This window comes from Streptomyces sp. NPDC089424, from assembly GCF_044749345.1.
GTDB lineage: Bacteria > Actinomycetota > Actinomycetes > Streptomycetales > Streptomycetaceae > Streptomyces.
Genome location: NZ_JBIVHU010000002.1, coordinates 541,609 through 567,443 on the forward strand (window position 1 = coordinate 541,609; position 25,835 = coordinate 567,443).

At 71.5% G+C, this 25,835-nt stretch carries 21 protein-coding genes; 10 read left to right on the forward strand and 11 right to left on the reverse strand.

Annotated features, from left to right (window positions below; genetic code table 11):
• Positions 1–5 precede the first annotated feature (5 nt).
• A complete protein-coding gene (locus ACIP2X_RS10105; RefSeq protein WP_401672276.1) occupies positions 6–1,448 on the forward strand; it encodes a GH1 family beta-glucosidase in 1,443 nt (480 codons plus the stop codon).
• Positions 1,449–1,533: 85 nt separating this feature from the next.
• Here the strand turns inward: ACIP2X_RS10105 and ACIP2X_RS10110 are convergent, their stop codons facing one another.
• The 7 genes from ACIP2X_RS10110 to ACIP2X_RS10140 form a co-directional block, all read right to left on the reverse strand.
• The gene (locus ACIP2X_RS10110; protein ID WP_401669979.1) at positions 1,534–3,141 is read right to left on the reverse strand and encodes a beta-propeller fold lactonase family protein; all 1,608 of its coding nucleotides are present in this window, start codon (positions 3,139–3,141) and stop codon (positions 1,534–1,536) included.
• A gap of 108 nt (positions 3,142–3,249) precedes the next feature.
• The gene (ykgO, locus tag ACIP2X_RS10115; RefSeq protein ID WP_401669982.1) at positions 3,250–3,372 is read right to left on the reverse strand and encodes a type B 50S ribosomal protein L36; all 123 of its coding nucleotides are present in this window, start codon (positions 3,370–3,372) and stop codon (positions 3,250–3,252) included.
• 85 nt (positions 3,373–3,457) lie between these two features.
• Complete coding sequence (gene rpmG, locus ACIP2X_RS10120) at positions 3,458–3,622, reverse strand: 50S ribosomal protein L33 (protein WP_365453762.1); 165 nt, start codon at positions 3,620–3,622, stop codon at positions 3,458–3,460.
• Between the two features lie 93 nt (positions 3,623–3,715).
• Positions 3,716–3,913, reverse strand: coding sequence for a hypothetical protein (locus tag ACIP2X_RS10125; RefSeq protein WP_401669985.1), 198 nt, complete (start codon positions 3,911–3,913; stop codon positions 3,716–3,718).
• A 142-nt stretch (positions 3,914–4,055) separates the two neighbouring features.
• Positions 4,056–5,006 (reverse strand): aminoglycoside phosphotransferase family protein, encoded by a 951-nt coding sequence (locus tag ACIP2X_RS10130; RefSeq protein WP_401669988.1) that lies wholly within the window; start codon positions 5,004–5,006, stop codon positions 4,056–4,058.
• Between the two features lie 59 nt (positions 5,007–5,065).
• Complete coding sequence (locus ACIP2X_RS10135) at positions 5,066–6,718, reverse strand: ABC-F family ATP-binding cassette domain-containing protein (protein WP_401669990.1); 1,653 nt, start codon at positions 6,716–6,718, stop codon at positions 5,066–5,068.
• A 449-nt stretch (positions 6,719–7,167) separates the two neighbouring features.
• Complete coding sequence (locus tag ACIP2X_RS10140) at positions 7,168–7,782, reverse strand: TetR/AcrR family transcriptional regulator (RefSeq protein ID WP_401669993.1); 615 nt, start codon at positions 7,780–7,782, stop codon at positions 7,168–7,170.
• A 125-nt stretch (positions 7,783–7,907) separates the two neighbouring features.
• Here ACIP2X_RS10140 and ACIP2X_RS10145 point away from each other — a divergent pair, with 125 nt between their 5' ends.
• On the forward strand, positions 7,908–8,477 hold the full coding sequence (locus tag ACIP2X_RS10145; protein WP_401669995.1) for an ester cyclase: 570 nt from the start codon (positions 7,908–7,910) through the stop codon (positions 8,475–8,477).
• 93 nt (positions 8,478–8,570) lie between these two features.
• On the forward strand, positions 8,571–9,113 hold the full coding sequence (locus ACIP2X_RS10150; protein WP_401669997.1) for a DUF1707 domain-containing protein: 543 nt from the start codon (positions 8,571–8,573) through the stop codon (positions 9,111–9,113).
• Positions 9,114–9,208: 95 nt separating this feature from the next.
• Here ACIP2X_RS10150 and ACIP2X_RS10155 read toward each other — a convergent pair whose 3' ends face one another.
• The gene (locus tag ACIP2X_RS10155; protein WP_401669998.1) at positions 9,209–13,033 is read right to left on the reverse strand and encodes a S8 family serine peptidase; all 3,825 of its coding nucleotides are present in this window, start codon (positions 13,031–13,033) and stop codon (positions 9,209–9,211) included.
• 590 nt (positions 13,034–13,623) lie between these two features.
• Between ACIP2X_RS10155 and ACIP2X_RS10160 the strand changes: the two genes are divergently transcribed.
• From ACIP2X_RS10160 to ACIP2X_RS10175, 4 genes are read left to right on the forward strand one after another with little or no spacing between them, the layout of a single operon-like run.
• Positions 13,624–14,604, forward strand: coding sequence for a GNAT family N-acetyltransferase (locus ACIP2X_RS10160; RefSeq protein ID WP_401670001.1), 981 nt, complete (start codon positions 13,624–13,626; stop codon positions 14,602–14,604).
• The gene (locus ACIP2X_RS10165) at positions 14,601–15,941 is read left to right on the forward strand and encodes an ABC transporter substrate-binding protein (RefSeq protein WP_401670003.1); all 1,341 of its coding nucleotides are present in this window, start codon (positions 14,601–14,603) and stop codon (positions 15,939–15,941) included. The genes ACIP2X_RS10160 and ACIP2X_RS10165 overlap by 4 nt, the downstream gene beginning before the upstream one ends.
• On the forward strand, positions 15,935–16,897 hold the full coding sequence (locus ACIP2X_RS10170; RefSeq protein ID WP_401670006.1) for a carbohydrate ABC transporter permease: 963 nt from the start codon (positions 15,935–15,937) through the stop codon (positions 16,895–16,897). The genes ACIP2X_RS10165 and ACIP2X_RS10170 overlap by 7 nt, the downstream gene beginning before the upstream one ends.
• A complete protein-coding gene (locus ACIP2X_RS10175; protein ID WP_401670008.1) occupies positions 16,894–17,763 on the forward strand; it encodes a carbohydrate ABC transporter permease in 870 nt (289 codons plus the stop codon). The genes ACIP2X_RS10170 and ACIP2X_RS10175 overlap by 4 nt, the downstream gene beginning before the upstream one ends.
• 103 nt (positions 17,764–17,866) lie before the next feature.
• On the opposite strand, the gene ACIP2X_RS10180 is transcribed toward ACIP2X_RS10175, so the two are convergent.
• Positions 17,867–20,557: a glycosyl hydrolase 2 galactose-binding domain-containing protein gene (locus ACIP2X_RS10180; RefSeq protein WP_401670010.1), complete on the reverse strand. Its 2,691-nt coding sequence runs from the start codon at positions 20,555–20,557 to the stop codon at positions 17,867–17,869.
• A 274-nt stretch (positions 20,558–20,831) separates the two neighbouring features.
• Here ACIP2X_RS10180 and ACIP2X_RS10185 point away from each other — a divergent pair, with 274 nt between their 5' ends.
• Both ACIP2X_RS10185 and ACIP2X_RS10190 read left to right on the forward strand, forming a co-directional pair.
• Complete coding sequence (locus ACIP2X_RS10185; RefSeq protein WP_401670013.1) at positions 20,832–21,272, forward strand: RrF2 family transcriptional regulator; 441 nt, start codon at positions 20,832–20,834, stop codon at positions 21,270–21,272.
• 132 nt (positions 21,273–21,404) lie between these two features.
• The gene (locus tag ACIP2X_RS10190) at positions 21,405–22,610 is read left to right on the forward strand and encodes a globin domain-containing protein (RefSeq protein ID WP_401670016.1); all 1,206 of its coding nucleotides are present in this window, start codon (positions 21,405–21,407) and stop codon (positions 22,608–22,610) included.
• 81 nt (positions 22,611–22,691) lie between these two features.
• On the opposite strand, the gene ACIP2X_RS10195 is transcribed toward ACIP2X_RS10190, so the two are convergent.
• Positions 22,692–23,558 (reverse strand): alpha/beta fold hydrolase, encoded by an 867-nt coding sequence (locus tag ACIP2X_RS10195; protein WP_401670018.1) that lies wholly within the window; start codon positions 23,556–23,558, stop codon positions 22,692–22,694.
• A 326-nt stretch (positions 23,559–23,884) separates the two neighbouring features.
• Between ACIP2X_RS10195 and ACIP2X_RS10200 the strand changes: the two genes are divergently transcribed.
• On the forward strand, positions 23,885–24,418 hold the full coding sequence (locus ACIP2X_RS10200) for a GNAT family N-acetyltransferase (protein ID WP_401670021.1): 534 nt from the start codon (positions 23,885–23,887) through the stop codon (positions 24,416–24,418).
• On the opposite strand, the gene ACIP2X_RS10205 is transcribed toward ACIP2X_RS10200, so the two are convergent.
• Positions 24,399–25,799, reverse strand: a complete 1,401-nt coding sequence (locus ACIP2X_RS10205) for a S28 family serine protease (protein WP_401670024.1) — start codon at positions 25,797–25,799, stop codon at positions 24,399–24,401. The two genes, ACIP2X_RS10200 and ACIP2X_RS10205, sit on opposite strands and share 20 nt — an antisense overlap.
• Positions 25,800–25,835: the final 36 nt, after the last annotated feature.

Consider the following 25,835-nt stretch of genomic DNA (forward strand, 5'->3'; position numbering starts at 1 on the left):
TGGTTATCGCCGCTGGACACGAACTGTCCTCGACCGAGGCCCCCACCGCCCTGACGTTCCCCCCGTCGTTCACCTGGGGCACCGCCACGGCCGCGTACCAGATCGAGGGCGCCGCCGCCCTGGACGGACGCACGCCCTCCATCTGGGACACCTTCGCCCGTACGCCGGGCAGGGTGCGCAACGGCGACACCGGTGACATCGCCACCGACCACTACCACCGGTGGCGGGAGGACGTCGCGATCATGGCCGACCTCGGCGTGGGCGCGTACCGCTTCTCCCTCGCCTGGCCCCGCATCCAGCCGACAGGTCGCGGGCCCAGCGTCCAGAAGGGACTGGACTTCTACCGCCGGCTCACGGACGCGCTGCTGGAGAAGAACATCCAGCCCGTCGCGACCCTCTACCACTGGGACCTGCCCCAGGACCTGGAGGACGCCGGCGGCTGGCCGGAGCGCGCCACCGCGGAGCGTTTCGCTGCGTACGCGGCCCTCGCGGCCGACGCGCTCGGCGACCGGGTGCGGACCTGGATCACGCTCAACGAGCCCTGGTGCAGCGCCTTCCTGGGGTACGCGTCCGGGGTCCACGCGCCCGGGCGCACCGACCCCGTGGCGGCGCTGCGCGCGGCCCACCACCTCAACCTCGCGCACGGCAAGGCCGTCGAGGCCCTGCGCGCGAGCCTCCCCTCCCTCGCCCAGGTGGCGGTCACGCTCAACATCCACCATGTCAGGCCGCTGTCCCAGGACGCCGAGGACGTGGACGCCGCGCGCCGGATCGACGCGTTGGCGAACCGGGTCTTCACGGGGCCGATGCTCAAGGGCGCCTATCCGGAGGACCTGCTGCGCGACACCTCGCGGCTGACGGACTGGTCGTTCGTCAAGGACGGGGACCTGCGGGAGATCTGCCAGCCGCTCGACTTCCTGGGAGTCAACTACTACACACCGACCGTGGTCTCGGGCGGTTCCGCTGAGTCCAGCCACGGATCCGACGGTCACGGCAGGAGCGACCACAGCCCCTGGCCGGCCGCCGACGACGTGGTCTTCCACATGCCGCCGGGCTCGACGACCGCGATGGGCTGGGCCGTCGACCCCACCGGTCTCCACGACCTGCTCCTGGGCATCCAACGTGAATTCCCCCGGCTGCCCCTCATGATCACCGAGAACGGCGCCGCGTTCGACGACTACGTCGACCCCTCGGGCGAGGTGAACGACCCCGACCGGATCGACTACCTGCGAGGCCATCTGGCGGCCGTGCACCGCGCGATGGAGGCGGGCGTCGACGTCCGCGGCTACTTCCTGTGGTCCCTGCTGGACAACTTCGAGTGGGGCTACGGATACAGCAAGCGCTTCGGGGCGGTCTACGTCGACTACCCCACGGGCCGGCGCATTCCCAAGGCCAGTGCCCGGTGGTACGGCGACGTGGCGCGCTCTGGCGTGGTGACGCACCGGACCTGACGCGCGACGGGGAAGGTCCGCGGGCGGCATCGGGCCCGCGGACCGCATGGCCCGCGCAGGGGGACACCCCCGGCGCGGGCTTCGCTCAGTCGAGCCTCTGGTTCGGCCGTCGGACCGTGGTGGTCGTGGTGGCTGTGCCGGTGGCGGTGGTGCCGCCCCCGGTGACCAGGGCCTTGTTGGTGACGCGCTGGGGAGCGTTCCTGGCGATGCCGACCGTCAGGGTCAGCGTCGGATAGTTCTCGCCGGGCTCCAGGACGTCGTCGCGGGTGCAGGCGAGCGGGGTGCGCGTGCACCTCCAGCCCGTGCCGGAGAATCCGACGGCCCTCAGCCCCTTCGGCAGGACGTCAGTCACGGTGACGGTGCTGCCGTCGGTCGGCCCCTCGCCCGTGTTGGTCACGCGCAGCCGGTACCTGCCTTGACCGCCGGCGACGAACGACCCACTCGTGGTGATCTTCAGCAATGTCCACGCGGGCGGGTCGTCCGAGGGCGTGACCACGCCGACGGCCGCCCCGATCGGGAACTCGCCGACGGGGACGGTCTCGACCACGTCGTTGGTCTCGGTGGCGATCACCGACACCGTGTTGTCCTCGGCGTTGGTGACATAGACGCTGCCGCCGTCCGGCGACACGGCCACCCCGCGCGGATCGTCGCCGACCGGGACGGTGTCGACCACGTCGTTCGTCGCCGCGTCGATCACGGACACCGTGTCGTCGAGGGCGTTGGTGACGTAGACCGTACCGCTGTCGGGCGACACGGCCACCTGCTGAGGGGTGGTGCCGACGGGGACGGTGTCCACCACGTCGTTCGTGGCCGCGTCGATCACCGACACCGAGTCGTCCGCCTCATTGACGACGTAGACGGTCCCGCCGTCCGGGGACACGGTCACCGCCAAGGGGAGGGTGCCGACGGGGACGGTGTCCACGACGTCGTTCGTCGCCGTGTCGATGACCGAGACGGTGGCGTCGTCGGAGTTGGTGACATAGAGGGTGCTGCCGTCCGGTGACACCGCGACCCCGATGGGGAGGTTGCCGACGGGAATCATGTCGACGACCTCGTTCGTGTCGGTGTCGATCACGGACACGGCGTCGTCGTTGAAGTTGGTGACGTAGACGGTGCCGCCGTCGGGCGACACTGCGACCTGCTGGGGGCCGTTGCCCACGTCGACGGTGGCCACCACCGCGTCGGTGGCCGTGTCGACCACGGACACCGTGTTGTTGGCGTTGTCGGCCGTGTAGACGCGGGTGCCGTCGGGCGACACCGCGACGCCGGACGGGCCGGGCCCGACCTCGACGGTGGCCACCGTCTCGTTCGTGGCCGTGTTGATCACCGACAGCGTGTCGTCGATGAAGTTGGTGACGAAGGTGTAGGTCCCGGGCGGCACCGCCCATGCGGATTGCGGCACCATCGCTGGCAGGGCGGCACCGGACGTCAGGACGAGTGCCGCGACCAGCCCCCGCAGCACCCCGCTCCACGCCGGCTGCCTGCTCCGCCCCGGTCGGGGCGCGCCACCGTCCGCAGGGGGCGGATCCCCCGGAGCGCCCTCCACAACCGGACCCTCGATATGACGGACAGTCACGAACAACCTCCCGCACGCCGCACCATGGACACCGCGCCGGCGCCTCTCGACGCCGACAAACCAAGGCAGAGCATGACAGGAAAGGTCATTTCTTATGCTTTTTGACACGCGTCTCACGCGCTGATCGACACGGAGGGCGGGCGAGCGATGCCGCAATCCGCCGCCGTCGACCGGCCGGGCCCCGCACCTGGCGGGGCCCGGCTTCCTGGACCGGCCGGGGCTGCGTCAGCCCTGGCGCGCCTTGTAGCGCGGGTCCTTCTTGTTGATCACGAACGTCACCCCACGGCGGCGTACGATCTGCGCCCCCGGCTTCGACTTCAGCGAGCGCAGTGACTTGCGCACCTTCATGACTCCGCACCTCCTGTGTGCATTCCTGCCTGCCGCGGGCGCCGGACCGGCGCCCGCCCGGCGGTCAGGCACCGGGTCCCGCCGCTCAGCGCTCCTCGCGGAAGAGCACGTGCTCCCCGGCGACCGGGTCGTACTTGCGCAGGACCAGCCGGTCGGGGTCGTTGCCGCGGTTCTTGCGCGTCACATAGGTGACACCGGTGCCGGCCGTCGACTTCAGCGTCACGACGGGACGCGTGGCGTTGCGTGCCATGAGGCCTCCTTTCACCCACCGTGAGTGGCGAGTGCATGCCATTCACAGGAGTCAAGAACAGCGGCCACCGCCTGCGCATTCCCGACCCGGCACCTAGCCGTACAGCGCGGCCGCCGCCAGGAAGCCGATGGCATGTCCAGCACCCTGAAATTCCATGGCGTCGGGCCAGATCAGTTCCCGCTCCTCCCCCCGGGCCGGCAGGCGCCGCGCGGGTGTCGTCGGCGCCGCACCGATGCCGGGGGAGGTGATCTGCGAGGCCGGCCGGCACCTGCGCGGGACTCCTGGACTCACCGGCGCGAGCACTCACCGGAAGGGTGTCGACGCTCCATTCGAGCGTGTCCGAGCTTCCTGGCGACGTCGCACAGGTGGAGGCCATGCACGGCATGTCTCTGTGGGTGACGCCCGCGCCGCCGAGGGCCCTGCCCGGTCGGTGTCAGCTGTTCATGCCGGCGGCGAAGGGCGTCGTCTGCCAGTGGTCGACCGTGGGCTTGAGGTACTCCATCAGTTCGGGAAGGTGCGGGACCAGGGTGAGGGTGGCGATGACCCGCAGCATGCCCAGGGCGTTGACGAAGGCGAGGACCTCCTCGTCGAGCGGCCTCGTGCCGTTGCGGCGTGCGCCGCGGTTGTAGGCGGCTTCGTGCTCGGGTCCGAGAGCGGCCAGGTCCCACTCGACGGGCCCCAGCGTGACCAGTTCGAAGTCGGCGTAGAGGTCGCCGTCCACCGCGTTGAAGATGTTCGCGGGTGGGGAGTCGCCGTGGACGGGCTGGAGGTCGACACCGGGAAACCGCGCCTCGAAGGCGCTGCGTGAGCGTACGAGGGGTTCGAGAAGGCGCCATTCGCGGCGGGCCCGGTCGAGCTCGCCGGCTCCGATCAGGTCGGGATGCCGGTCGAGCAGGGCGAGGCTGTCCGCGATGAATCGTGGGTCGGCCGCGGACAGGAACTCCAGGCGGCCCGGGTAGGCGCGCAGTGCCGCGTGCAGGTCGGCGACACTCTCGGAGTTCGCGACGTAGTCGGGTTCCTTGTCCTGTGCCGCCTCGACGAACGGCCAGAACGTCAGCGAGAACCCGTCACGCTGCACGGGTTCTCGTGGCACGAGCGGGCTGGGGGCGATCACGGGGACTTTCCGGTCAGCCAGCCACCGTGTGACATCCAGCTCGTCCTGCTGACGGCGGGCAATCGCAGCCAGGTCGTCCGGGCGGGGCAGGACAGTGGGAATCCGGGCCACGACCGGCGAGGGGGCCAGGTGGACGACGACCGAGAAGACGTCGTGGAGCACCACGGGCTCGGTGACGGTCAGGCCGAGCCCGCGCCCGGCCACGACGGCTGCTCCGACGGCGGCGGAGGTGCGGTCGGCGCGCTGTTGTGGTGTAAGGAAGGTGGTCACGAATCCCTCGTTTCGGTGGACTGATGAGTGTGAAGCGATTCAGGCCGGGACGGGCTGGGTCAGCGCCTGCGGCCGGCGTGCAGTTCCACCTGGTCGGCTTCGAAGCGCGCACGGAAGTCGCGATCGTGCGAGACCGCGACCACCGCCCCTGGGTACGCCGCGAGCGCCGCCTGAAGCTCCTCGACCAGGTCGAGGGCGATGTGGTTGGTCGGCTCGTCGAGGACGAGGAGGTCCGCGGGCCGGGTCACCAGAGCCGCGATCTGCAGCCGCCGCCGCTGTCCCACGGACAGGTCGGCGACTGGGACGTGCAGATCCTGTTCGCGGAACAAGCCCAGGGACAGGAGCTGTTCGGCGTACTCGTCCGGCAGCCCGCGCCACCCGGCGGCGAACGCGGCGAGCAGCGACAGCCGCGTGGCCTGCGCGGGCAGTTCCTGCGCGAGGTATCCGATCCGGGCAGGGCGCCACGCCGTGCCCGCGTCCGGCTGCAGATCGCCCGCCAGGACGCGAAGCAGCGTCGTCTTGCCCGCGCCGTTCCCGCCTGTGACAAGAAGGCGCCCTCCAGGCTCGATCGCCAGGAGCCCGTCCAGGCGCAGCCGATCTCCGACCCGTACGTTGTCGAGCTCGGCGAGCGTGCCCTGGACCGGACCGCCGGCTGCCGACGGCAGCGCAGTCGTGAACCTGAGCGGTACCGGCGGCTTTGCCACCGGGTTGCGCCGCAGCCAATCCAGACGCTCCCGCACCGAACGCACCTGCCCACCGAGCTTCGCCTCGCTGGAGCGGCGGTGCTTGCCGAAGCCCTGCCTCGGGTCGCGGCCGGTGACGGCCAGCCGCCTGCCGGCGGCCTCCAGCAGATCCTCCGTCCGAGCCACCTCCTCGACCCAGTCCGCGTACCGCTGCTCCGCTCCGCGCCGGGCGGCCGCCTTCGCGGCGCGGTAGCCGGCCCACCCGTCGCCGTAGCGGCGCACGGTGCACTCGTCACGGTCGACCTCGAGGATCATGGTGGCGATGCGCTCCAGAAAGGCGCGGTCGTGAGTGACCGCGACGACGGTGCCTCGGTGTGAGCGCAGGTGTTCCTCCAACCAGCGCACGGCCGCCGCGTCGAGGTGATTGGTCGGTTCGTCCAGGAGCAGCAGCTCGGGGCCGGCGGCCAGGGTGCAGGCGAGCGCGAGGCGCGACTGCTCGCCGCCGGACAGTGAACCAAGCAGACGCTCCCGGGTGATCCCGGCCAGGCCGAGCCCGTGCATGGCGGCATCCACACGCGCGTCCGCCTCGTATCCGCCGCGTTCCTGGTAAGCGATCAACAGCTCGCCGTACGCGTCGAGCTCCCCGTCCGACGCGTCGGCGAGGGACTCCTCTGCGGCACGGAGCCCTCGCTCCATCTCACGCAGTTCGGTCAGGGCACGGTCGACGGCGTCCTGCACGGTGCAGTCCGCATCGAAGCCGAGGGTCTGGGTGAGGTGACCGATTCCGCCGGGAAATCGGACGATGACCTCCCCGGCGTCCGGCATCTCGGCCGTGGCGAGCAGCCGCAGCAATGTCGACTTGCCGGAACCGTTCTCGCCGATGACGGCCGCCTTCTCGCCTGGCCGGACAGTGAAGGTGACCTGGTCGAGGATGGTCCGAGTGCCATACGACTTGGTGACGGACTTGACCGACAGCTGCGCCACAGCAGGAATGGTGGTGGACAGGGCGGTTTGAGCGCGATCGCGCATAGAGCTTTCCCCGGGCATACGAAGGGTCGACGGGCAGCAGAAACGGCGGCAGGGGCCGTGCCCGGACTCAGACGAAGAAGAGGAAAGCCATGGCCCCACCATAGCAAGACGAAGCGTCTCGCCTCCATCCGTGCGGGCACGAGGTCCCTGAGCCGCAGCGCTTTGCCCATCCGGGGACGATGAGACATGGCAAGCCACTCATCGGTGCCCTGCGCCCGGCAGCGTTCCTCTCCAGGTCGAGACCAGGACCTGCCGCACCAGCAGCGTGCTGCCGTGCACGAGCGCGGACTTGGAGCACCGGTCAGGGCGCTGTCCCCGCCGTGGTGGACCACGGTGTTCGCGCAGCTCCAGTTCTCCACGGCCCGGAGAAGTCGGTGCTCGTGTACGCCCGGCGTGCTTCCGCGTCGGCTTCCGGGGCCGCCCAGCCGTTCAAGGGCGCTGGTGCCGTACTAGCCGTACAGCGCGGCCGCCGCCGTGTCGTGCAGCGTCTTCTCGGCCTGCTCCCAGGTCCAGCCGCTCTCCGCCACGAGCGTGCGCCAGCCCGTGGGGCCGAACCACAGCCACAGCAGGTCCGCCGTCTGCTGCGGGGAAGAGCGCGGTGGCGGCGTCAGGCCGTGCAGATGGCGGGCGGCGGCGTTCAGTGCCTCGCGGTAGGTGGCCGTCGCCCTCGCCCACAGGCCGTCGGCGCTCTCGTGGACCGGCAGCGCCTTGCGGATCGCCTCGTGGACGGTGAACTGGCTCTCGTTGCCCTCGCGCGTGCCCCGCGCCAGGGCGTGCAGGACGGCCTCGGGCGTGCGCAGGCCCAGGACGTGCGCCATGGCCTGCTCGTAGCCGGATGCCGATACCCCCTCGTCGACGATCCTGTCGAGGATGTCGCCCTTGCTCCCGACGCCGGCGAAGACGGTCTTGGAGGACACACCGGCCGCGGCGGCGATGTCCGCGATCGTCACCCTGCCGTATCCCCGCTCGGCGAAGAGTTCGGTGGCCCGCCGCAGGATCACCTCGCGGGTGCGCACAGCAGCCTGCTCCCGCAGGGGGGAGACGTAGGCGCGTTTGCTCGGCATGGTGCCATCGTAGCCAATCGAGGACATGTTTGAACTATTCATTAGGTGCTCTGTAACCTCAATCTCGCGGGCGGCAGTGCCCGCCACCCGGCACGACGTACGCGAGAGGGACCGACGACGTGGGCATGAACCCGACCGAACTGGCGCAGGGGCTTTTCGAGATCCTCGTGACGGGGGACGCGGCACTGGCCGCCGAGGTGGTGGCGGAGGACTTCCACAACCGGGAGGCCATCGCCTCGCCGGCCGCCTGCTCGCTCCCGGGACCGGCGGGCGTGCTGGCCTCCGGCGCATGGATGCGCTCGGCCTTCGACGACCTGAGGTTCGCGATCCTCGCCGTCGCCGGCAACGACGATCAGGTCTGGCTCCGCCTGCGCATGCGGGGCCGTCACACGGGCGCCTTCGTCACGTTCCGCGACGGTGCCCTGGACCAGGCCGTACCGCCCACGGGGCGCGAGATCGACTTCGAGCAGATCCACGTGCTCGACGTGCGCGAGGGCAAGGTGACCCGGCACGAGGCCGTGCGTGACGACATCACCATGCTCGGCCAGCTGGGCGTCTTCCCACCCTCCCCGGCGGTCGCGCTGCGCATGCTGGCCTGGAAGGCGACGGGGCGGGCCGCCCGCGCGGCCGACCTCGTCAGCCGGGCCGCGGCGGCCGCGGCCGAGTCCCGTCACGCGCCCGGCCCGGTCGGCTGACCCGCGGCCGCGCCCTGTCGTACGATGCCGAACTCCTTGCCCGCCAGGGGACTTGACCCTGTCGCGTCGCCGGTACGGCAGTAGGGTGAGACGGTGACCTCCTCACCGGAAGACTCGTTGCGGCTGATCGGCGAAGACGACCGCGAGACGGCCGTGCGACGTCTGCAGGAGGCCTACACCGAAGAGCTCATCACGCACGCGGAGTTGGACGAGCGCCTGCACCAGGTGCTCACCGCCAAGGCGCGCGGCGAGCTCGTGTCGGCCCTGGCCTCGCTCCCGGCGGAGCAATCGGGCAGCACGTCGACGATCGCCGCGGCCGGCGGGCGGATCAGGCGGAGCGGCGCGTGGCGGGTGCCGCGCACCCTCAAGGTCGAGTCCGCGTACGGAAAGGTGCGCCTGGATCTGTCCCGGGCGGTGATCGAGCATCCGCTCGTCGACATCGAGCTGCAACTCGGCACCGGCGGCGCCCGGATCACGGTGCCGCGTGACGCGGTCGTCGACGTCGAGGGCCTGGTGGCCGGGTGGAAGGACCTGCGTTACAAGGTCCCGGGGCGCTCCCGGCCCCGCGGGCCGAGGATCCGGATCTCCGGGACCATGGGGTTCGGACGACTGAGGATCCGCCACGCCCGTCGCTGAACGGACGGTGCCCCCGCGGGGCGTCCCACGAAAGGCACCGTCCGCGGGGTGTCCCGCGCAGGCACCTTCCGTGGGTCTCCCGCGGAGGCGTTCGCTCAGCTTCCGAGCGAGTAGGCCCGCTCCACCGTCTGCCGGACCGTGTTGCCTGCCTGGTCGGAGGCGGTGACACGCAGGGTCACGTATCCGCCCTGCCGGTGGTCTCCGGGCGACTCGACGGTGGCGGTGAACCGGTTGTGGCCGCGGTCCTTGGTGCGGACCTGCGCCTTCCACGTCCTGCCGTCGTCGAAGGACGCCTCGACCTTGAGCCGGACCCCGGCGGGCGCGGTGAGCCCGTCCTGGTGCCGGACCGTGAGGTCGAGTTCATGGCGCTTCCCGCCGTCGACCCTGTTCCACAGATCGGCGTCGACGTCGTAGTCGACCTGGAGGAGCGGCAGCACCGTCTGCTCGGCGGCGGTGTCCGAACGGAAGGTCCACGACGTGGCGGTCCGCGTACCGGTGCGCCAGTAGTCGGTGAGCCGCTCCGTGGTCAGGTCCAGCCGGTACTCGGCCTTGCCTGCGGGAACCGGGAAGTTCCCCCAGGCGGCGCCGGAGCTGCCCACCACCTCGCCGTTGCGGTGGAGGACGGCCGTCACCTTGTCACCCGCGGGGTAGCCGGGCTCGTCCAGCGTTCCAGGGGCTCCGGTCCGCCCGATGCCGCCCGACAGTCCGGGGGCCTGCTTGCGGGCCCAGTGGCCGGCCACCGCGTCCGTGTACTCCGGGACTGCCAGTGTCATGACGTCGCCGTCACGGACGGACGGGCTGCTCCAGCCGCGCGGGATGGACGGCCGGACCACGGCCTTGTACCACTCCTCCTCGGTCCTCTCCCCCGCCTCGAAGCTGCGAGGAGCGTCCCGCAGCCCGGAGCGCATGGCGAAGTCCGCGTACGGCGTCGTGATGAAGTCGACGTAGTGCATCCACTGCGTGTCCCCGGAGGTGACGTACTCCGAGCGTGTCCGGCCGGTCGGCACCGCGCGCGAGGTCTCCATGGTGACCTTCGCGAAGGGGCGCCAGCTGAAGCGCTGCTCGGCGGTCCAGTCGAGCGCGCCGGTGTCCGCGTAGGACGCCTTCACCCGCGCGGTGTTGCGGTCCGAGACGGTGTAGGTGACGCCCTTCGGGATCCGGTCCTTCCAGATCGCCCTGATGTCGTACAGGTACGGGCTCGCGACCGTCCCGGAGATGTCGACGACGGTCTTGTGCCGCTTCATGTACTGCAGCAGCTTGGCCCCGTCGGCCGCGGTCACCCGGATCACGGGGACGGCGGAGCGGGTGTCCGTCGGCTGCCAGCGGGTCCAGGCCACCAGCCCGTCGGGCAGGACGATCACCAGGCCCTTGGCGCCCGCCCGCGCGGCCGCTTGCGCGAGCTCGTACTCGCCCGAGGCGGTGTCGTCGCGCATCACGGCGAGCTTGCCGCGTACGGTGTCCGGCCGCAGGTCCGGGTTCTCGATGGTCCCCGCGTACACGGCGGTCAGCCGTTCGCCCTTCGGGTCGAACGGGGTGGAGCGTGCGAGGTAGTACGGGTCCAGGTCGAGATCCGCGCCGCGGACCTCGGTCCTGATGTCCGGAGCCACCATCTCCCAGCGGGTGTTGAACTCGAACTCGCCCTCGGTGACCTTGGACGTGGGAGTGACGTACAGGTCCACCGACCCGCCGCCGTCCTCGTAGTAGGTGGTCTGGGCGATCGCCGCACCGTCGATCTTCCGGTACGTCTGGTACGTCGCGTTGTTGCGCCGCTCGGCGGGCAGAGGCGTGCGCATGCGCACCGGTTCGGCCTTGCGCGCGTCCAGGGTCACCGTCGTGTCCCCGGCGACCTTCACCTCGGGCTCCACGGCGTAGATGAGCCGCGTGGCGCCGCCGCTCTGGTGCAGCAGCGCGCCGCCGACCTGGTAGGTGCCCTCCTCGACCTCGAAGGCCAGGGGGTCCCAGCTGACGAACTGGACGTCCGTGTCGCCGCCGAAGACGTCCACGATGTTCCAGCCGGTGGGCTCACCGTCCGGGCCGTGGGAGTCGATGGTGACCTTGTGCATCGGGGCACGGACGACCAGGCTGACGGTGGTGTGGAGCGCGCTGCCGTCGGAGGACGTGGCGCCGACATAGCCGTAGTACGTGCCGCGGCCGGCCTTGACCGGGTCGACCCGTACCGGGACCTCGACGGTCGCGCCCGGGGCGATGCGGACGGTGCCCGTCCCCAAGGTCAGGCCCTCCGCGGGCAGCGCCTTGCCGCCGCCCGTGGCCAGGGTGGCGCGCAGGTCCAGCGAGACCTCGGTGTCGGAGTGGTTCGTGTAGCGGATCACTCCGGCCCGCTCCACCGGGGCTGCGTCCCTGCCGAACGGGCCCATCGCGAGCGTGCCGGTGGCGGTGACGGGCGCGGAGAAGGCCGCCTTGACGTCGACGCGGCCGCCGCCCTGCTCGGTGGGGGTCTGGCCGGAGATCGTACGGGACGTGCTGATCAGCGCGTCCTTGAGCTGCTGCGCCGACCAGTCGGGGTGCTGCCCGGCGAGCAGGGCCGCCGCACCCGCCACGTGCGGGGTCGCCATGGAGGTGCCGTCCGCGGCGACGTAGTGGTCGTCGATCGGAGCGCCCATGGTCGTACCTGCGGCGCGCGCGGCGACGATGCCGACGCCCGGGGCGGTGATGTCCGGCTTCACGGCCTTGTCACCGAACCGCGGGCCGCGGCTGGAGAACGGGGCGAGCGAGTCGTCCCGGTCGACGGCGCCGACGGTGAGGGCGGCGTCGGCCACGCCGGGCGAACCCACCGTCATGTCGCCCCGCCCGCCGCTGTTTCCGGCGGCGACGACGAACAACGCGCCGCTGCTGCGGGAGATCTCGTTGACGGCGAGGCTCATGGGGTCGGTGCCGTCGGACTGCATGTCCGCGCCCAGGCTCATGTTGACGACCTTGGCGCCTTCGGCCGCGGCCCATTCCATGCCCGCGATGATCTGGGACTCGGAGCCGGAGCCGTCGTCCCCGAGGACCTTGCCCACGATCAGGTCGGCGCCGGGCGCGACGCCCTTGCGCAGGCCGCCCGAAGCGGCGCCGCTGCCGGCGGCGGTGGCGGCGACGTGCGTGCCGTGTCCGAAGAGGTCCCGCGTCGAGCCGCTGCCGGAGAAGTCCCTGGCCTCCGAGACGCGGCCCGCGAGGTCGGGGTGCGTCTGGTCGGCACCGGTGTCGAGGACCGCGACCTTGACACCCTCGCCGTGCTGACCGGCGGCCCAGGCGGCCGGTGCGTTGATCTGCGCGGTGCTGCGGTCCAGCGTCGGACGCACCTTGTGGTCCAGCCAGATCTTCGGCGTCGCCGCCACCGCCCGCGCGACCGACGCGTCGGCCGCGGGCGCGAGCTCCTTCCAGAAGGCCGCCAGGTCCTGGTCGGCGACGCGCAGGGCCTGGGCGTCGATGCTCCGCAGCTGCCGGGGGCCGCCCGTGCCCTCGTGGAACTCCGCGAGCGCGTCCGCCCGTTCGGCCGCGGCACGCGCCGAGACCTGGGAGGCGGAGACGATCAGGGGCAGGGCGTCGGTGTGCGCGGTGTCGTAGCCCTCGGCGATGAGGGCGGCGACGTCGAAGAGCCCCGCGTCGAGCCGCTCGCTGCGGACCAGCGGCGCCGCGTCGGACGGCAGGACGGTCAGACCGCCGTCGCGTTCGGTCACCTGGAAGAAGACGTCCTCGCGCCCCGGCGCGCGCCGCACCGAGGCGGTCTTCCTGCCGTTCGGGGCGTCGTTGACGGTGACCAGGTCGCCGGTGATCAGCCGCACGGTGGTACCGCGCACGTCGGATGCCGGCGCGGAGGCGGGGGCCTTCGGCGGGGACTGGGCGGCGACAGGCGTGATCGCGCTCGCCGCCACCATGGCCGACATCGATATCACCGCCCAAAGGCGGATGCGTCTCATGGGTGGTTACAGCCTTTCTTGTCATTTCCCGGCATCGGATCAGGGCGGCGCGTACCGGCCTGTCACACAGGGGACTTGTGGGACGAGCGGCTTCCGGCCGCGGCATCCGGGTGCCGGGCCGGGGCGCGCGCCGCCGCTGTCGGGGCGCGTCGCGGCCGGCCTCGGGGGGTGTGCCGCGGGTCAGGCCGGGGCGGAGCGCGGATCGGCGGCGGCCGTCCGGGCCGTGCTCGGCACCTCGCCGACGGCCGACGTCGATGCCGGCGCCGTGCGGGTCGGGGGGCGGTTCGGTGCCATGAGCAAAAACCCTTCGTAAACCGGGGTTCACAACCTGTCCGAGATCATGCGCCCCGCCGCCTGACGTGTCATCGCCTGCACGTGGCACGAATGCGCCATGTCGAAACTGCGACAGCCGCCGACGACCGTGCGTCCGGCCCTACTCCCTGAGTGCGGCGAGGGGTTGGGCGCCCCCTGCGGCGCGGCCCGACGGCGGATAATTGCGGAATTGACGGACATCCCAGTAAATTCCCGATGTGATGGCTCATCACCCCCGACACCGACACCGCCCGGTGTCCGGAAGGACAGCACCGCCGATGACCGACAGCGCAACGACGACCCGGGTCGACATCCGCGGCTTTCGCGCGGGCGACGGACCGCGGGTGGTGGAGGTGTGGCGGCGCAGCGCGCCGGGCGACCCCGTCACCGCGGACCGTTTCCGCTCCCTGGTGCTGCTGGACCCCAATTTCGATCCGGAGGGTCTGCGGGTCGCCGTGGAGGGGGAACGCGTCGTCGGCGCCGCCTACGCGGTGCGCCGTCGGACGCCGATGGCCGGCACCGATCTGGAGCCGCAGCAGGGCTGGATCCCCTTCTTCTTCGTCGACCCGGACGCCCGTCGGCGCGGCCTCGGCCGCCGGCTGCTGACCGAGGCCCTCGACTGGCTGCACGGCCACGGCCGCACCCGGGTGGACTTCTCCTCGTACACCCCGGACTACGTCCTGCCCGGCCTGGACGCCGAGGCCTACCCGGAGGCCGCCCTGCTCCTGGAGTCCCTCGGCTTTCGTACGCTCTACGAGGCGGAGGCGATGGACCGTGGCCTGGTGGGCTACCGCGTGCCGGAGGACGTCGCGCGCCGCGTGCGGGAACTGACGGCGCGGGGCTACCGGTTCGCCACCCCGTCCGACGACGACCTGGTCGACCTGTTCGCGCTCGCCGGGGACCACTTCGGCCCCGACTGGGCGTGCACGATCCGCGCGTCCGTCGCGACGGGCACACCGGTCGACCGGATCGTCGTCGCCCGGGAGCCGTCGGGCCGCCTGGTCGGCTGGGCGATGCACGGCGCGTTCGACGCGGTGGACGAGCGGTTCGGGCCGATCGGCGTGCTGGAGGAGATGCGCGGCACCGGGCTCGGCGAGATCCTCCTGCACCTCGTCCTGGAGAGGATGCGGGCGCGCCGCGCGCACTCCGCGTGGTTCCTGTGGACCGGCGCGCAGTCCCCCGCCGGCCACATGTACCGCAAGACCGGCTTCACCACGACCCGGGTGTTCCGTGTGATGCGCCGCGAGGGCGCACGATGACGCCGGCCCGCCGCACCGCCCGGCTCAGCCGCCGCCACTTCGCGCTCGCGCTCCCCTCGGCGCTGCTCGCCTCCGGTTGCGCCGCGCCGCACCAGGGCACCGGGCGGCCGGGCGACCCGATCGTCCTCACCCTGCTCACCCACTACGCGAGCGGAGTGCTCAAGGAGGCCCTGCAGGGCCCGGTCGACGAGTGGAACGCGGGCCACGACCGGGTCAAGGTGCAGACGAAGGCCGTCGAGTTCACGGACCTGCTCACCACGTTCATGGTCCGGCAGGCCGCGGGCCAGGGCGCCGACATCCTGCACCCGTACTGCCTGTGGAACGGCCAGCTGGTCCAGGCCGGTGTGCTGCGGCCCGCTCCGCGGGAGTACGCCGAGGAGATCACCCGCGGCTACAGCCGGGCCGCGGTCGACGCCGCCTCGGTGCGCGGCCAGGTCTACGGCTATCCCACCGAGGTGCAGACGTACGCCCTCTACTACAACAAGCGGCTGCTTCGCGAAGCCGGCGTCGACCGCCCGCCCCGGACCTGGCGGGAACTGGAGGAGACCGCCTACCGCACCGCGCGGCAGGACCGGTTCGGCAACACCCTCGTCCAGGGGTTCGGACTCTCGACCGCCGACGACTCCACCACCGTCGGCCAGACGCTCGCCCTGCTGAGCGCGGCCGGCGGCAGGTTCGTCTCCGAGGACGGCAGGAGCACCGCCATCGACTCCCCCGCCGGACGGGCCGTGTTCGACCTGGAGCACCGCCTCGTCACCGGCGGCGCCAGCGTCCCCGGCGTCAACGTCTACAAGGCGTTCCGGTCGGGGCAGGTGGCCATGGTGGTCAGCGCCGGCTGGTGGACCGGGAGCCTGAAGACCCTGATGGGCGAGGAGTACCGCGACGTCGGCGTCGCCCCGCTGCCCCTTCCGGCGGCGGACGGCAAGCGCGCCACGCTCTCCACCGGTTTCATGCTCGGGGTCAACGCGGCCGGCAGACACCCGGCCGCCGCCTGGGAGTTCCTGCGCTGGCTCAACACCGAGAAGGTGAGGGTCGAGGGCGCCGAGCCGGGCGGGAGAGCGACCCGGATGAGCTCCCTTCAGGTGTCGGCCGGTTCCCTGACCGGACGCGCCGACGACATGCGCACCCTCCTGGGCGCCCACAGCGACGCGAACCTGCGGCCCTTCCTGGACGCGCTGGCCTACTCGGTGCCGGAGCCGAACGTGCCGGGCGCGCAGCAGGCGAAATCGTTGCTGCGCAAGAACATCGAGGCGCTGTGGACCGGTCAGCAGTCGGTCGACCAGGCGCTGCGCACCACCCGCCGTCAGGTCGACCGAGAGGTGTCACGCTCATGGTGAACGCGCTGACGCCGGCCACGACCGAGCGGGCCGCGCCCAGCACGCCCCCCGTCCCGCTCGCCGTCGACGGCCGCGACCGGGCCCGGCGCCGGCAGACGGTCGTCGCCTATCTCTTCCTCGCGCCGACGTTGCTGTTCTTCGCGGTGTTCCTGCTCCTGCCCCTCGGTTTCGCGTTGCTGCTGTCGATGTCCCGCTGGTCGGGGTTCGACCTCGGCGGCATCCGGCCGGTCGGGACGGACAACTTCGCGGGACTCTTCGCCGACGGATCGACGTTCCTGGCACCGATCCTGACCAACACCCTGCTGTTCGCGCTGGGCACCGTGGTCCTCTCGCTGGCCGGCTCCGTGGTCGTCGCCACCTGCATCGACAACCTGCGGTTCCAGGGGCTGTGGCGCACCCTCTACTTCCTGCCGATCGTCACGACGGTGGTCGCCGTCGGCAACGTGTGGAAGTTCATGTACGAGCCGGGCGGGCTCGTCAACGGCGTGCTCAACTCCGTGGGGCTCGACTCGGTGGCCTTCCTCCAGGAACCGGGCACCGCGCTGCCGTCGGTCGTGGTCGTGCACGCGTGGGCCTCGGTGGGCTCCGCGATCCTCGTCCTGACCGCCGGCCTGAAGTCCATCCCCGAGTCGTACTACGAGGCCGCGGCGCTCGACGGGGCCGGGCCGGTCACCGTCTTCTGGCGGATCACGCTGCCGCTGCTGCGGCCGTCCCTGCTGCTCGTGTGCGTCACCCAGTTCATCAGCGGACTGCAGTCCTTCGCGCTGATCACCGTGATGACCAAGGGCGGGCCGGGCGACGCGACCAACGTGGCCGCCCTGGAGATGTACCGGCAGGCGTTCTCCTACGGCCACTGGGGCCCCGCGAGCGCCGCCGCCTTCGTGCTCTTCCTGGTGGTCCTGGTGGTCACCCTGGCGCAGTTGTGGATCTTCCGGCGCAAGGAGGAGGACGTATGATCCGCCGCCGTTTCCCCTGGTTGTCCTATCTGGTGGTGGTGACCGGCGCCGTGCTGACGGTGGTGCCGTTCCTCGACATGGTGATGACGTCGTTCAAGGGCGCGGGCGAGGCGGGCACGCTGCCGTACCGGTTCCTGCCCAAGGCGTTCGACTGGTCGAACTACCGGGCGGCGATCGACCAGCTCGATCTGCCGGTGCTCTTCCGCAACAGCGTCGTCGCGACCGCCGTGATCACCGTGTCCGTGCTGATCACCTCGTCGCTCGCCGGCTACGCCCTCGCCAAACTCCGCTTCCCCGGACGGGACCTGATCTTCCGGCTCGTGCTGTCGACGATGATGTTCCCGCCGTTCCTCTTCTTCATCCCGCACTTCCTGATCCTGGTGCACTGGCCGCTGGCGGGCGGCAACGACCTGTTCGGGCGCGGGGGCGCGGGCCTGACCGTCAGTATCGCGGCGCTCGCGATGCCGTTCCTCGTCAACGGCTTCGGCATCTTCCTGATGCGCCAGTTCATGGTCTCCCTCCCGGACGAGGTCCTGGAGGCGGCGCGCATCGACGGCGCCGGCGAGTTCGCCGTGTGGTGGCGGATCGTCGTACCGCAGACCATGCCGGTCCTGCTGACGCTCGGTCTGCTGACGTTCGTCCAGGCGTGGAACGAGTACATCTGGGCGCTGCTCATCTCGACCGCCAACCCGGACGTGATGACCCTGCCCGTCGGCATCCAGTTCCTTCAGGACTACGTCGACCCGACCCGCACGATGCCGATCGTCATGGCGGGTCTCGTCATGAGCATCCTGCCGGTGCTGATCCTCTTCCTGCTGCTGCAGAAGTACTACATCCGAGGCGTGATGCTCAGCGGCCTCAAGTGAGATCGGCGGCCTCAAGCGACAGCCGACCGGCGCGGGACCCGGCCGTCCGGGTCCCGCGCCAGTGGTCGGCGGCGGATCGGTGCCGCCCGTGGGTGACCGTCCGTCAGCCGGACGGGACGGTCACCGGCCGGGTGTTCCAACCGGAGACCCGTACGCGGGGCACGCTGTCCGGATCGGCCGTCGGGTGGGTGGCCACCAGGGTCACTTCCTCACCGGGCCACAGGCTGACGTGGTTGTCGCTCCAGTGCACCGGCAGCACGGGCGTCTTCCCGTCCGCGGAGACCACGTCGACGTCGGTCATCAGGACCGGGGCCTTCGTGGTGCCCGGGTGGCGCAGGGTCACGGTCGTCGTCGAGGTGCCCGTCGCGCCGGCCGCCTTCGTGGTGGCCGCCACGTCCAGGGTCACCTGCGGCATCGAGTTCAGGCCCGTCAGGTCGGCGTAGGAGGTGGTGGGGGTGTAGTACCAGTCGGTCTTCGCGTAGTCGAGGACGTCGTCACGGGTGGAGAGCCAGTAGACGTTGCGGCCCACTTCACGTCCGGTGGAGTCGGTGAGCAACAGCCGTGCCAGGTAGGTCCTTTCCAGGCCGGGGATTTCGGCCGGAAGGGTCAGCGAGGTGGTGGTGACGCCACGGGCCTCGACGTCGACCCCGGTCGCCGTGCGGTCGTACTTCTCGGTCCCGTCGGGGTTGAAGAGCGTGACCCGGGCGGTGAGCCCCGAAGCGGCGGCCGAGCGGTTGTTGACGACGCTGACCTTGCGGTTGTCGTATCCGTACTGGACGTGCAGGGGTTCGTTGGCCTTCTTCGCACCGAAGTACGAGCCGTTCTGGTCGAGATAGCGGTCGATGAGCTGCCAGTGCAGCGAGGTCCAGCCGCTGTTGAGCATCCAGTAGATGACGCCGGTCGCCGGGGCGGTGGTGTCCTTGGCGTTGCGCGAGTAGGCCTCGAACTGGGCGCGCACGGCCTCGTACTGGGCGAGTTGGGCCTTGCGCACGTAGTCGCCGAGGCCGGTGGGCCGTCCGTAGCGGCCGGCGAGTGCGGCGTTGTACAGCTTGAGGGTCGAGAACGTGGGCGAGGGAGAGCGGTGGTACTGGACGGCGGCGGGCTGCTTCCAGAGGGTCTCCAGCTCGGCCGGGGTCATCATCCGCCGCAGGGTGTCGAGGGTCGGGATGCTCGGGCCCGCGCTGGTCTCGGAGTTGAACCCGGTGGCTCCGCCCTCGCGCTTGTCGTACCAGTAGCCGGGAGGCACCCATTCGTAGGGGCCTGTCATCCGCATCCCGGAGCGGCCGGTGACGGGTGTCGGCTTGCCGGAGGCGGAGGGGATCACGGGCACCTTCCAGTCCGCCTCCCGCAGCGCGTCGAGATAGCCCGACTCGATCTTGGCGTTGGGCGCCGCGTCGCTGCCGATCAGGAACGAGATCACGCTGGGGTGGTGGCGCAGCCGGGCCGCCTCGGCGGCCATCGACGCCCGGGCGACAGCGTGGTCGGCGGCGTTCCACTTCTCCCCGGACTCCGCGGGGTTGACCTCTCCTTCCCACTTGTTGCAGCACTCCCAGCCGGCGATCGTGAGGATCCCGTACCGGTCGGCGAGGTCGAAGAACTCGTCGGGTTCGAGGTGGCCCTCCAGGCGCAGCGTGTTCAGGCCCAGGTCGCGGACGTAGCGCAGGCGGTGCTCGGCGTAGGCCGGGTCCCAGCGCAGGAACTCGTCGGGTGACCAGCCCGCGCCCTTGATCAGGAGCGGGCGGCCGTTGATCCGGTACTGGCGCGCGCCGTCGGCGTTGATCGGCGCCTGCACGTCGCGGATGCCGAAGGTGCTGTGCGCGGTGTCGGAGGTGGCCCCGTCGACCGTCACGTTCAGGTCGAGGTCGTACAGCGGCTGCTCGCCCATCCCGGCCGGCCACCACACGCGTGGCCGCGTCACGCGGAGGCCGGGGTGGTCGGCGGGAGAGAAGGCCACGGTCCGGCTCTCCCCGGGCTTCAGCGTCACCTGGCGGCCGAGGTCGGCGGCCCCGGCCGTGCCGGACAGGCGCGCCGTGACGGTGTCGGGCGAGTCGTTGCGCAGGCGGGCCTTGACGGTCAGGTCGGCGGAGTCCAGGGACGGCACGTCCAGGTCGGTGACGACATGGGCGTCGCGCAGGACCACCGGGCCGCTGCGGCGGACGACGACGTCGCGGACGATCCCCATGTTCCGGTCCGGGGGCGGCTGCAGCCAGTCGAGCCAGCCGACGGTGAGGTGCTTGCGCGGGTCGTTGGGCTGGATCCGGAAGGCGACCGTGTTGGTGCCCGGCCGCACCAGGGACGTGACGTCCAGTTCGTGCCGGGTGTACGTCCCCACGACCTTGCTCGCCGTCGCGATCCGACGGCCGTTGACGAAGACGTCGGCGGCAGAGGTGATCCCGTTGACGTCGAGGTACGTACGCGTTCCCGGGCCGTCGACCGTGAAGTCGGACCGGTACCACCACGGGACCGTGAAGTCGGCGGCGGGGATCAGTTTCTGGTTGGTGGAGTGGAACGGGTCGGGGTACTTGCCGGCCGCCAGCAGGGCCGCGAGGACGGTGGAACGGGCGCCGGCCTTGTACCAGCCCGTCGTGCGATAGCCGGGGCGGGACACTTCGGACGCCGGGTCCTCGACGCGTGCCGTCGACTGGATCATGAACTTGGCCAGTGCGGTGCCGGAGTCGGGGCCGACGGGGACCGCGACGGCGGCCGGCGTAGCGCTCTCCACCCCGCCAGTAAAGCCGACCGGGGCGAGGGCGGGGGCCAGGAAGACGGACAGGCCGAGGAGGGCGGGGACCACGGACCGGCCGAGGACCCTGGCCGCTCGGTCTGTCGGCCCTCCGGGCGGGATGGACGGGAACGGGTGACCAGGGCGGCGTGGCGACAGCCTGCCCAGCTGTGAAGGCATGCCCTTCAGGATGCTGGCGACGCCCCGCCGACCGACGCTCCACATGCCGGGCGTCGCCCGATCGCAGCAACCCGCGCAGACGTGGCGGACCCGGCGGACATCGAGAGACGAGCGTCACTCCCAGATAAATATGCATCCGAGATGCAACATTGCTAACGTGTGCCGCGTGAGACTGACCAGGTACACGGACCTCGCGCTCCGGGCGGTGATGCGCCTTGCCGTCGTGGACGACGAGGACCTGCTGACCACACGACAGATCGCCGCCTCGATGAGCGTCCCCTACACGCACATGGCCAAGGCCATCGCGCAGTTGCAGAGGCTGGGGGTGATCGAGGCGCGCCGCGGACGCAACGGCGGGCTCACGCTCACCGCCTCGGGCCGGCGCACGCCGGTGGGCGATCTGGTGCGCACCCTGGAGGGGGACCGGGAGGCCGTGGTGTGCGAGGGCGACTCCCCCTGCCCCCTCGCGGGCGCCTGCCGGCTGCGGCGGGCACTGCGGGAGGCCCAAGAGGCGTTCTACTCCTCACTGAACGGCGTGACCGTGGCCGGCCTGGTGACGGCGCCGACAGGGCCGGTACTGCTCTCGCTCGGCGCTCCCCCGGACTGACGGCTCCCGCCGACGGCGCCGACCCGGCCGTCTCGCACCCCCGCGTCGGAACCCGCGCCATGGATTCCGCGCGACCAAAAATACGCATCTCAGATACCAATTAATCGATCCAGCGAACCAGGAGAGTGCCTGATGCTTTCTGCGCAGTCGGACCCCGTCGTCCGGGCGACGCTTCCCGTGGTGGGAGCCTCACTGACCACCATCACCGCACGGTTCTACGACCGCCTGTTCGAGGACCGGCCCGAACTCCTGCGGAACCTCTTCAACCGCACCAACCAGGTCACCGGCTCCCAGCGGGAGGCCCTGGCCGGCTCGGTCGCGGCCTTCGCCACCCTCCTGGTGGAGCGGCCCGACGAGCGCCCGGACGCCATCCTGTCGCGCATCGCCCACAAGCACGTCTCGCTCGGCGTGACCGCCGACCAGTACCCGCTGGTCGGACGCCACCTGCTCGGAGCGGTCGCCGAGGTCCTCGGTGACGCCGTCACCCCCGAGGTGGCCGCGGCCTGGGACGAGGTCTACTGGCTCATGGCCAACGCCCTGATCGCCGTCGAGTCCCGTCTCTACGCAAAGGCCGGTGTCGAGAACGGGGACATCTGGCAGCGGATGGAGATCGCCGAGCGGCACCGGGAGTCCGACGACGCCGTCTCCCTGGTCCTGCGCCGGACCGACGGCCGCCCCGCCGCCGCCTTCCGGCCCGGCCAGTACGTCAGTGTGCGCGTCGGCCTGCCCGACGGTGCCCGCCAGATCCGCCAGTACAGCCTGTCGACCGCCCCCGGCCAGAAGACCTGGCGCATCACCGTCAAGCGTGAGCGCGGCGCCGACGGCCGGTTCCCCGACGGCGAGGTCTCGTCATGGCTGCACGCCAACGCCCAGGTCGGCGACCTGCTGGAGGTCTCGGTGCCGGCCGGTGACCTCACCCTGCCGGAGTCCGACGCGCCGCTCCTGCTCGCGTCCGCCGGCATCGGCATCACCCCGATGCTGTCGATGCTCGACCACCTCGCCCTCACCTCCTCCACGCGGCCCGTCACCGTCGTCCACGCCGACCGCACGCCGCGCGACCACGTCCACCGTGACGAGCAGGCGGATCTCGTCGACCGCCTGGCCGGCGCCGACCTGCACCTGTGGTACGAGAACGACCACCACCACTCCCCCGCCGCGAACGTCTTCGCCGGCCGGGCCACCCTCGACCACCTCACCCCCGGCTCCGGCACCACCGCCTACCTCTGCGGGCCGCTGCCCTTCATGCGCGCGGTGCGCGGGGAACTGCTGGCCAAGGGCGTACACCCCGCCGCCATCCACTACGAGGTCTTCGGCCCCGACCTCTGGATCAGCAAGTAGGCGGAACAGGGCAGGCGACGGCCGGCGACCGCTGTCCGCCCGTGGGGGTCAGCGATCGCCGGCACTCTCCGCCCGCGGTGGTCAGTTGTCGCCGTCCGCCTGTGCTCGCCACCGTCGGCCGAGAAGGACGACGGCCGTACCCGCGGCCACCGACGCGGTCGCGATCCCGCCGAGCGCGACGGCGTGCGTGGTCCGCTGCCCGGAGCCGGTGTCGGCGAGGCTCTCACCGGAAGGGGAGTCGGCCGTCGTCGAGGCCCCGGCGGACCGCGCGGCCTGTTCGATCAGGCGGGAGACCGCGCCCGGCTGGGACACGGCGACGGCGTGGGAGGCCTTGACCTCGACGGTGTGCGCGTGGGCGCGCTTGGCCATGAACCGTTGCACGGCCGGCGGGATGTTGCGGTCCTCGGTGCTGATCAGGGTCCAGGCCGGGATCGTCTTCCAGGCGGCCTCGGTGGCCTTCTCCTGCAGGGCCGACGCGGCCACGGGACGCTGGGCGGCGGCCATCAGGTCGGTCACCGACCTGGGCACGTCGGCGGCGAACTGGTCGTGGAACTTGTCGAGTTCGATGTACTGGTCGGTGCCCGAGCCGCCGCCGGGAAGTGGGAACGGCACGTTCTTCAGGGCGCTGCCGAGCGTGCTTCCGGGGAACTTGCCGGACAGTCCCAGGGCGCTCTCCCCCGCCTCCGGGCTGAAGGCGGCGACGAAGACGAGCGCCTTGACCCGGTCGTCGCCGACGGCGGCCTCGCTGATCACGGCGCCACCGTAGGAGTGCCCGACGAGCACGATCGGCCCCTGCACGCTCTTCAGCACGCTGTGGACGTACGCGGCGTCGCCGGCCAGCCCGCGCAGCGGATTGGCCGGAGCGAGGACCGGGTACCCCGCCCGCCGGAGCCGCTCGACCACTCCGTCCCAGCTGGACCCGTCCGCGAAGGCGCCGTGTATCAGCACGACGGTGGGCTTCGCACCGCCGGCGCCACCATCCGGTGAGGCCGGTGAAGCCGGTGCCGCCGGAGCCGCACACAGGACCGCGACGGCCGCTGCGGCCGCCGCGCCGTGAAGACGCCGTGTGTGGCGTCGTATGCCATGGACCGCGCTCATGCCGTTCGCCTTTCCTCGGGCTCTACGGCAACAGGCTTCACGCGCCCCGGGCGCCCGGCCAGCCCGTCCGGTGCAATCGGGTGAACCCGGTGCGGCCGCTCCAGGAGGGAAGGGGCGCCGGTGGCGGGAGTGCGCCGATTACCCGTACGGCCCCCACGTTCGGCAGGATGGGCGCCATGATCGAGATCCGGACCCCCCGTCTCATCCTCCGCCGCTGGCACGACGACGACCTCGTGCCCCTGGCCGACATCAACGCCGACCCGCAGGTCATGCGCTGGGTCGACGACGGCTCGACGCGCGGGCTGGAGCGCACGGCGCAGGACATCGAGGACTGGGAGGAGGAGTGGGACGAGGAAGGCTTCGGCCTGTTCGCGGTCGAACTGCTGGCCTCGGGTGAACTGGCCGGGCTCACGGGACTGTACGTGCCCGCGTTCCTGCCCGAGGTGCTGCCCGCCGTGGCCGTCGGCTGGCGGCTCGGCTCACAGTACTGGGGCCAGGGATACGCGTCCGAAGCCGCCCACGCCACAATGGAGTTCGCCCTCCAGGACCGCGGCCTCGACCGCGTCGTCAGCATCAACCGCATCGGCGACGAGGCGTCCGAGAACGTGGCCCGCAAACTCGGCATGACGCTCGACCATGAGACGACGCACCCGGAGCACGGCTTCGCTCTGCACGTCCACCACATCGACCTCACCGAGTTCCAGGCCTGAACGAGCCTGCGGGACGGGACGGGGTGCGTACCGCTCCTCCCGCCCAGCGGGTGAGCATGGCGACGGCCGCTGCCCGGTCCGTGGAGGAGAGCGCCTCCAGTGTCACGTGGTGGGCGGCGTCCGGCGCCCACAGGACCCGGGAGTCGTGGGCCGCGGGCGGGAACGCCTCGGCGACCGACGGATCCTGGGCGCCGTTGACGAACAGGATCCGGCTGCCGCGGCGGCGGACCCAGCGGTCGATGTCCGCCATGGCCCCGGTGTCGAAGGGCATCGGGATGTCGCGGGGGACGAAGACGCGCGGTGCGATGCCGTCCGGGTGGCGCAGCAGGTCGGCCAGGTGAGCGGTGGGAACGCTGAGATAACCGAGCTGCGTGCCCAGCTGGTACCAGTACGGCACGTAGTCCCGGGCGTTCCTGTCGGCGTACAGCGCGAGCCCGGCGGTGGCGTCCAGCCAGGTGTACAGCTCGTCGGCGGAGGCGTCCGGCCGGGGAACGGCCGCGCGGTCCGCGGCATCGGCGCCCCGCTGCCAGAACATGAACGGCGCGCGCAGCACGGCGACCTCCAGCGCCTGGTCCGCGCTGCCGACGATGCGGAAGGTGTCGCCGCCGGCGGCGGCCCAGGCCTCGTAGCGGGCCACCAGCTCCGCACGGTGGATCAGCAGGCTGCGCTGGACCGCTCGCAGCGCCTCACGGTCGGCCGGCGTACCCACCGTGTCCAGGAAGCGCAGGTAGGCGGAGTCGTCGCGGTCGTCGACGTTGTTCGGGGCGGAGTAGGCGACGGTGCCCTCCACGTCGTGGGGGTGGAAGCGCCGGTGGTAGACGCTGGCCATGCCGCCCTTGCTGCCGCCCGTGGACACCCACGCGGCCGGGTAGAGACGGCGCAGGACGCGGACGATGCGGTGGTGGTCGTCGGCGGCCTGGCGCACGGTGAGGTGGGTGTAGCCGGGGGCGCCGGGCCTGGAGGTACCGAAGTAGCGGTGTTCGACCAGGAGTTGGTTGGCGTCCAGCAGTACCGCCGGCTCGGTGCGGCGGGGCGTGAGCGGCACGTCGTAGCCGGTCGTGGCCAGGACCGTCGGACGGTCCGTGCCGGTGTGCAGGAGGGTGAGGCGCTGCTCGAAGGTGCCGGCGGAGTGGTCGGTGTGGTCCACGGGCTGGCGCAGGCCCAGCACGAAGAACCGGTATCCCGGTTCGGCTCCGGACCGTTCCTCCACGACGCGCAGCCCTGGCAGGGCGCGCAGACGCCGGACGATGTCGTCGTGCGGGCGTCGTGTCATGGCCGCGGCCCGCGCCGGTCCGGCCGCCGGTCCGGCCGCCACGGCGGCCAGCCCTCCGGCCGAGGCCGCCGCCGAGCGCAGCAGGTGTCGTCTCGTCAAGGTGCGCATCGCAGGTCCTCCCGTGCGTCGACTGCCGCCAGTACA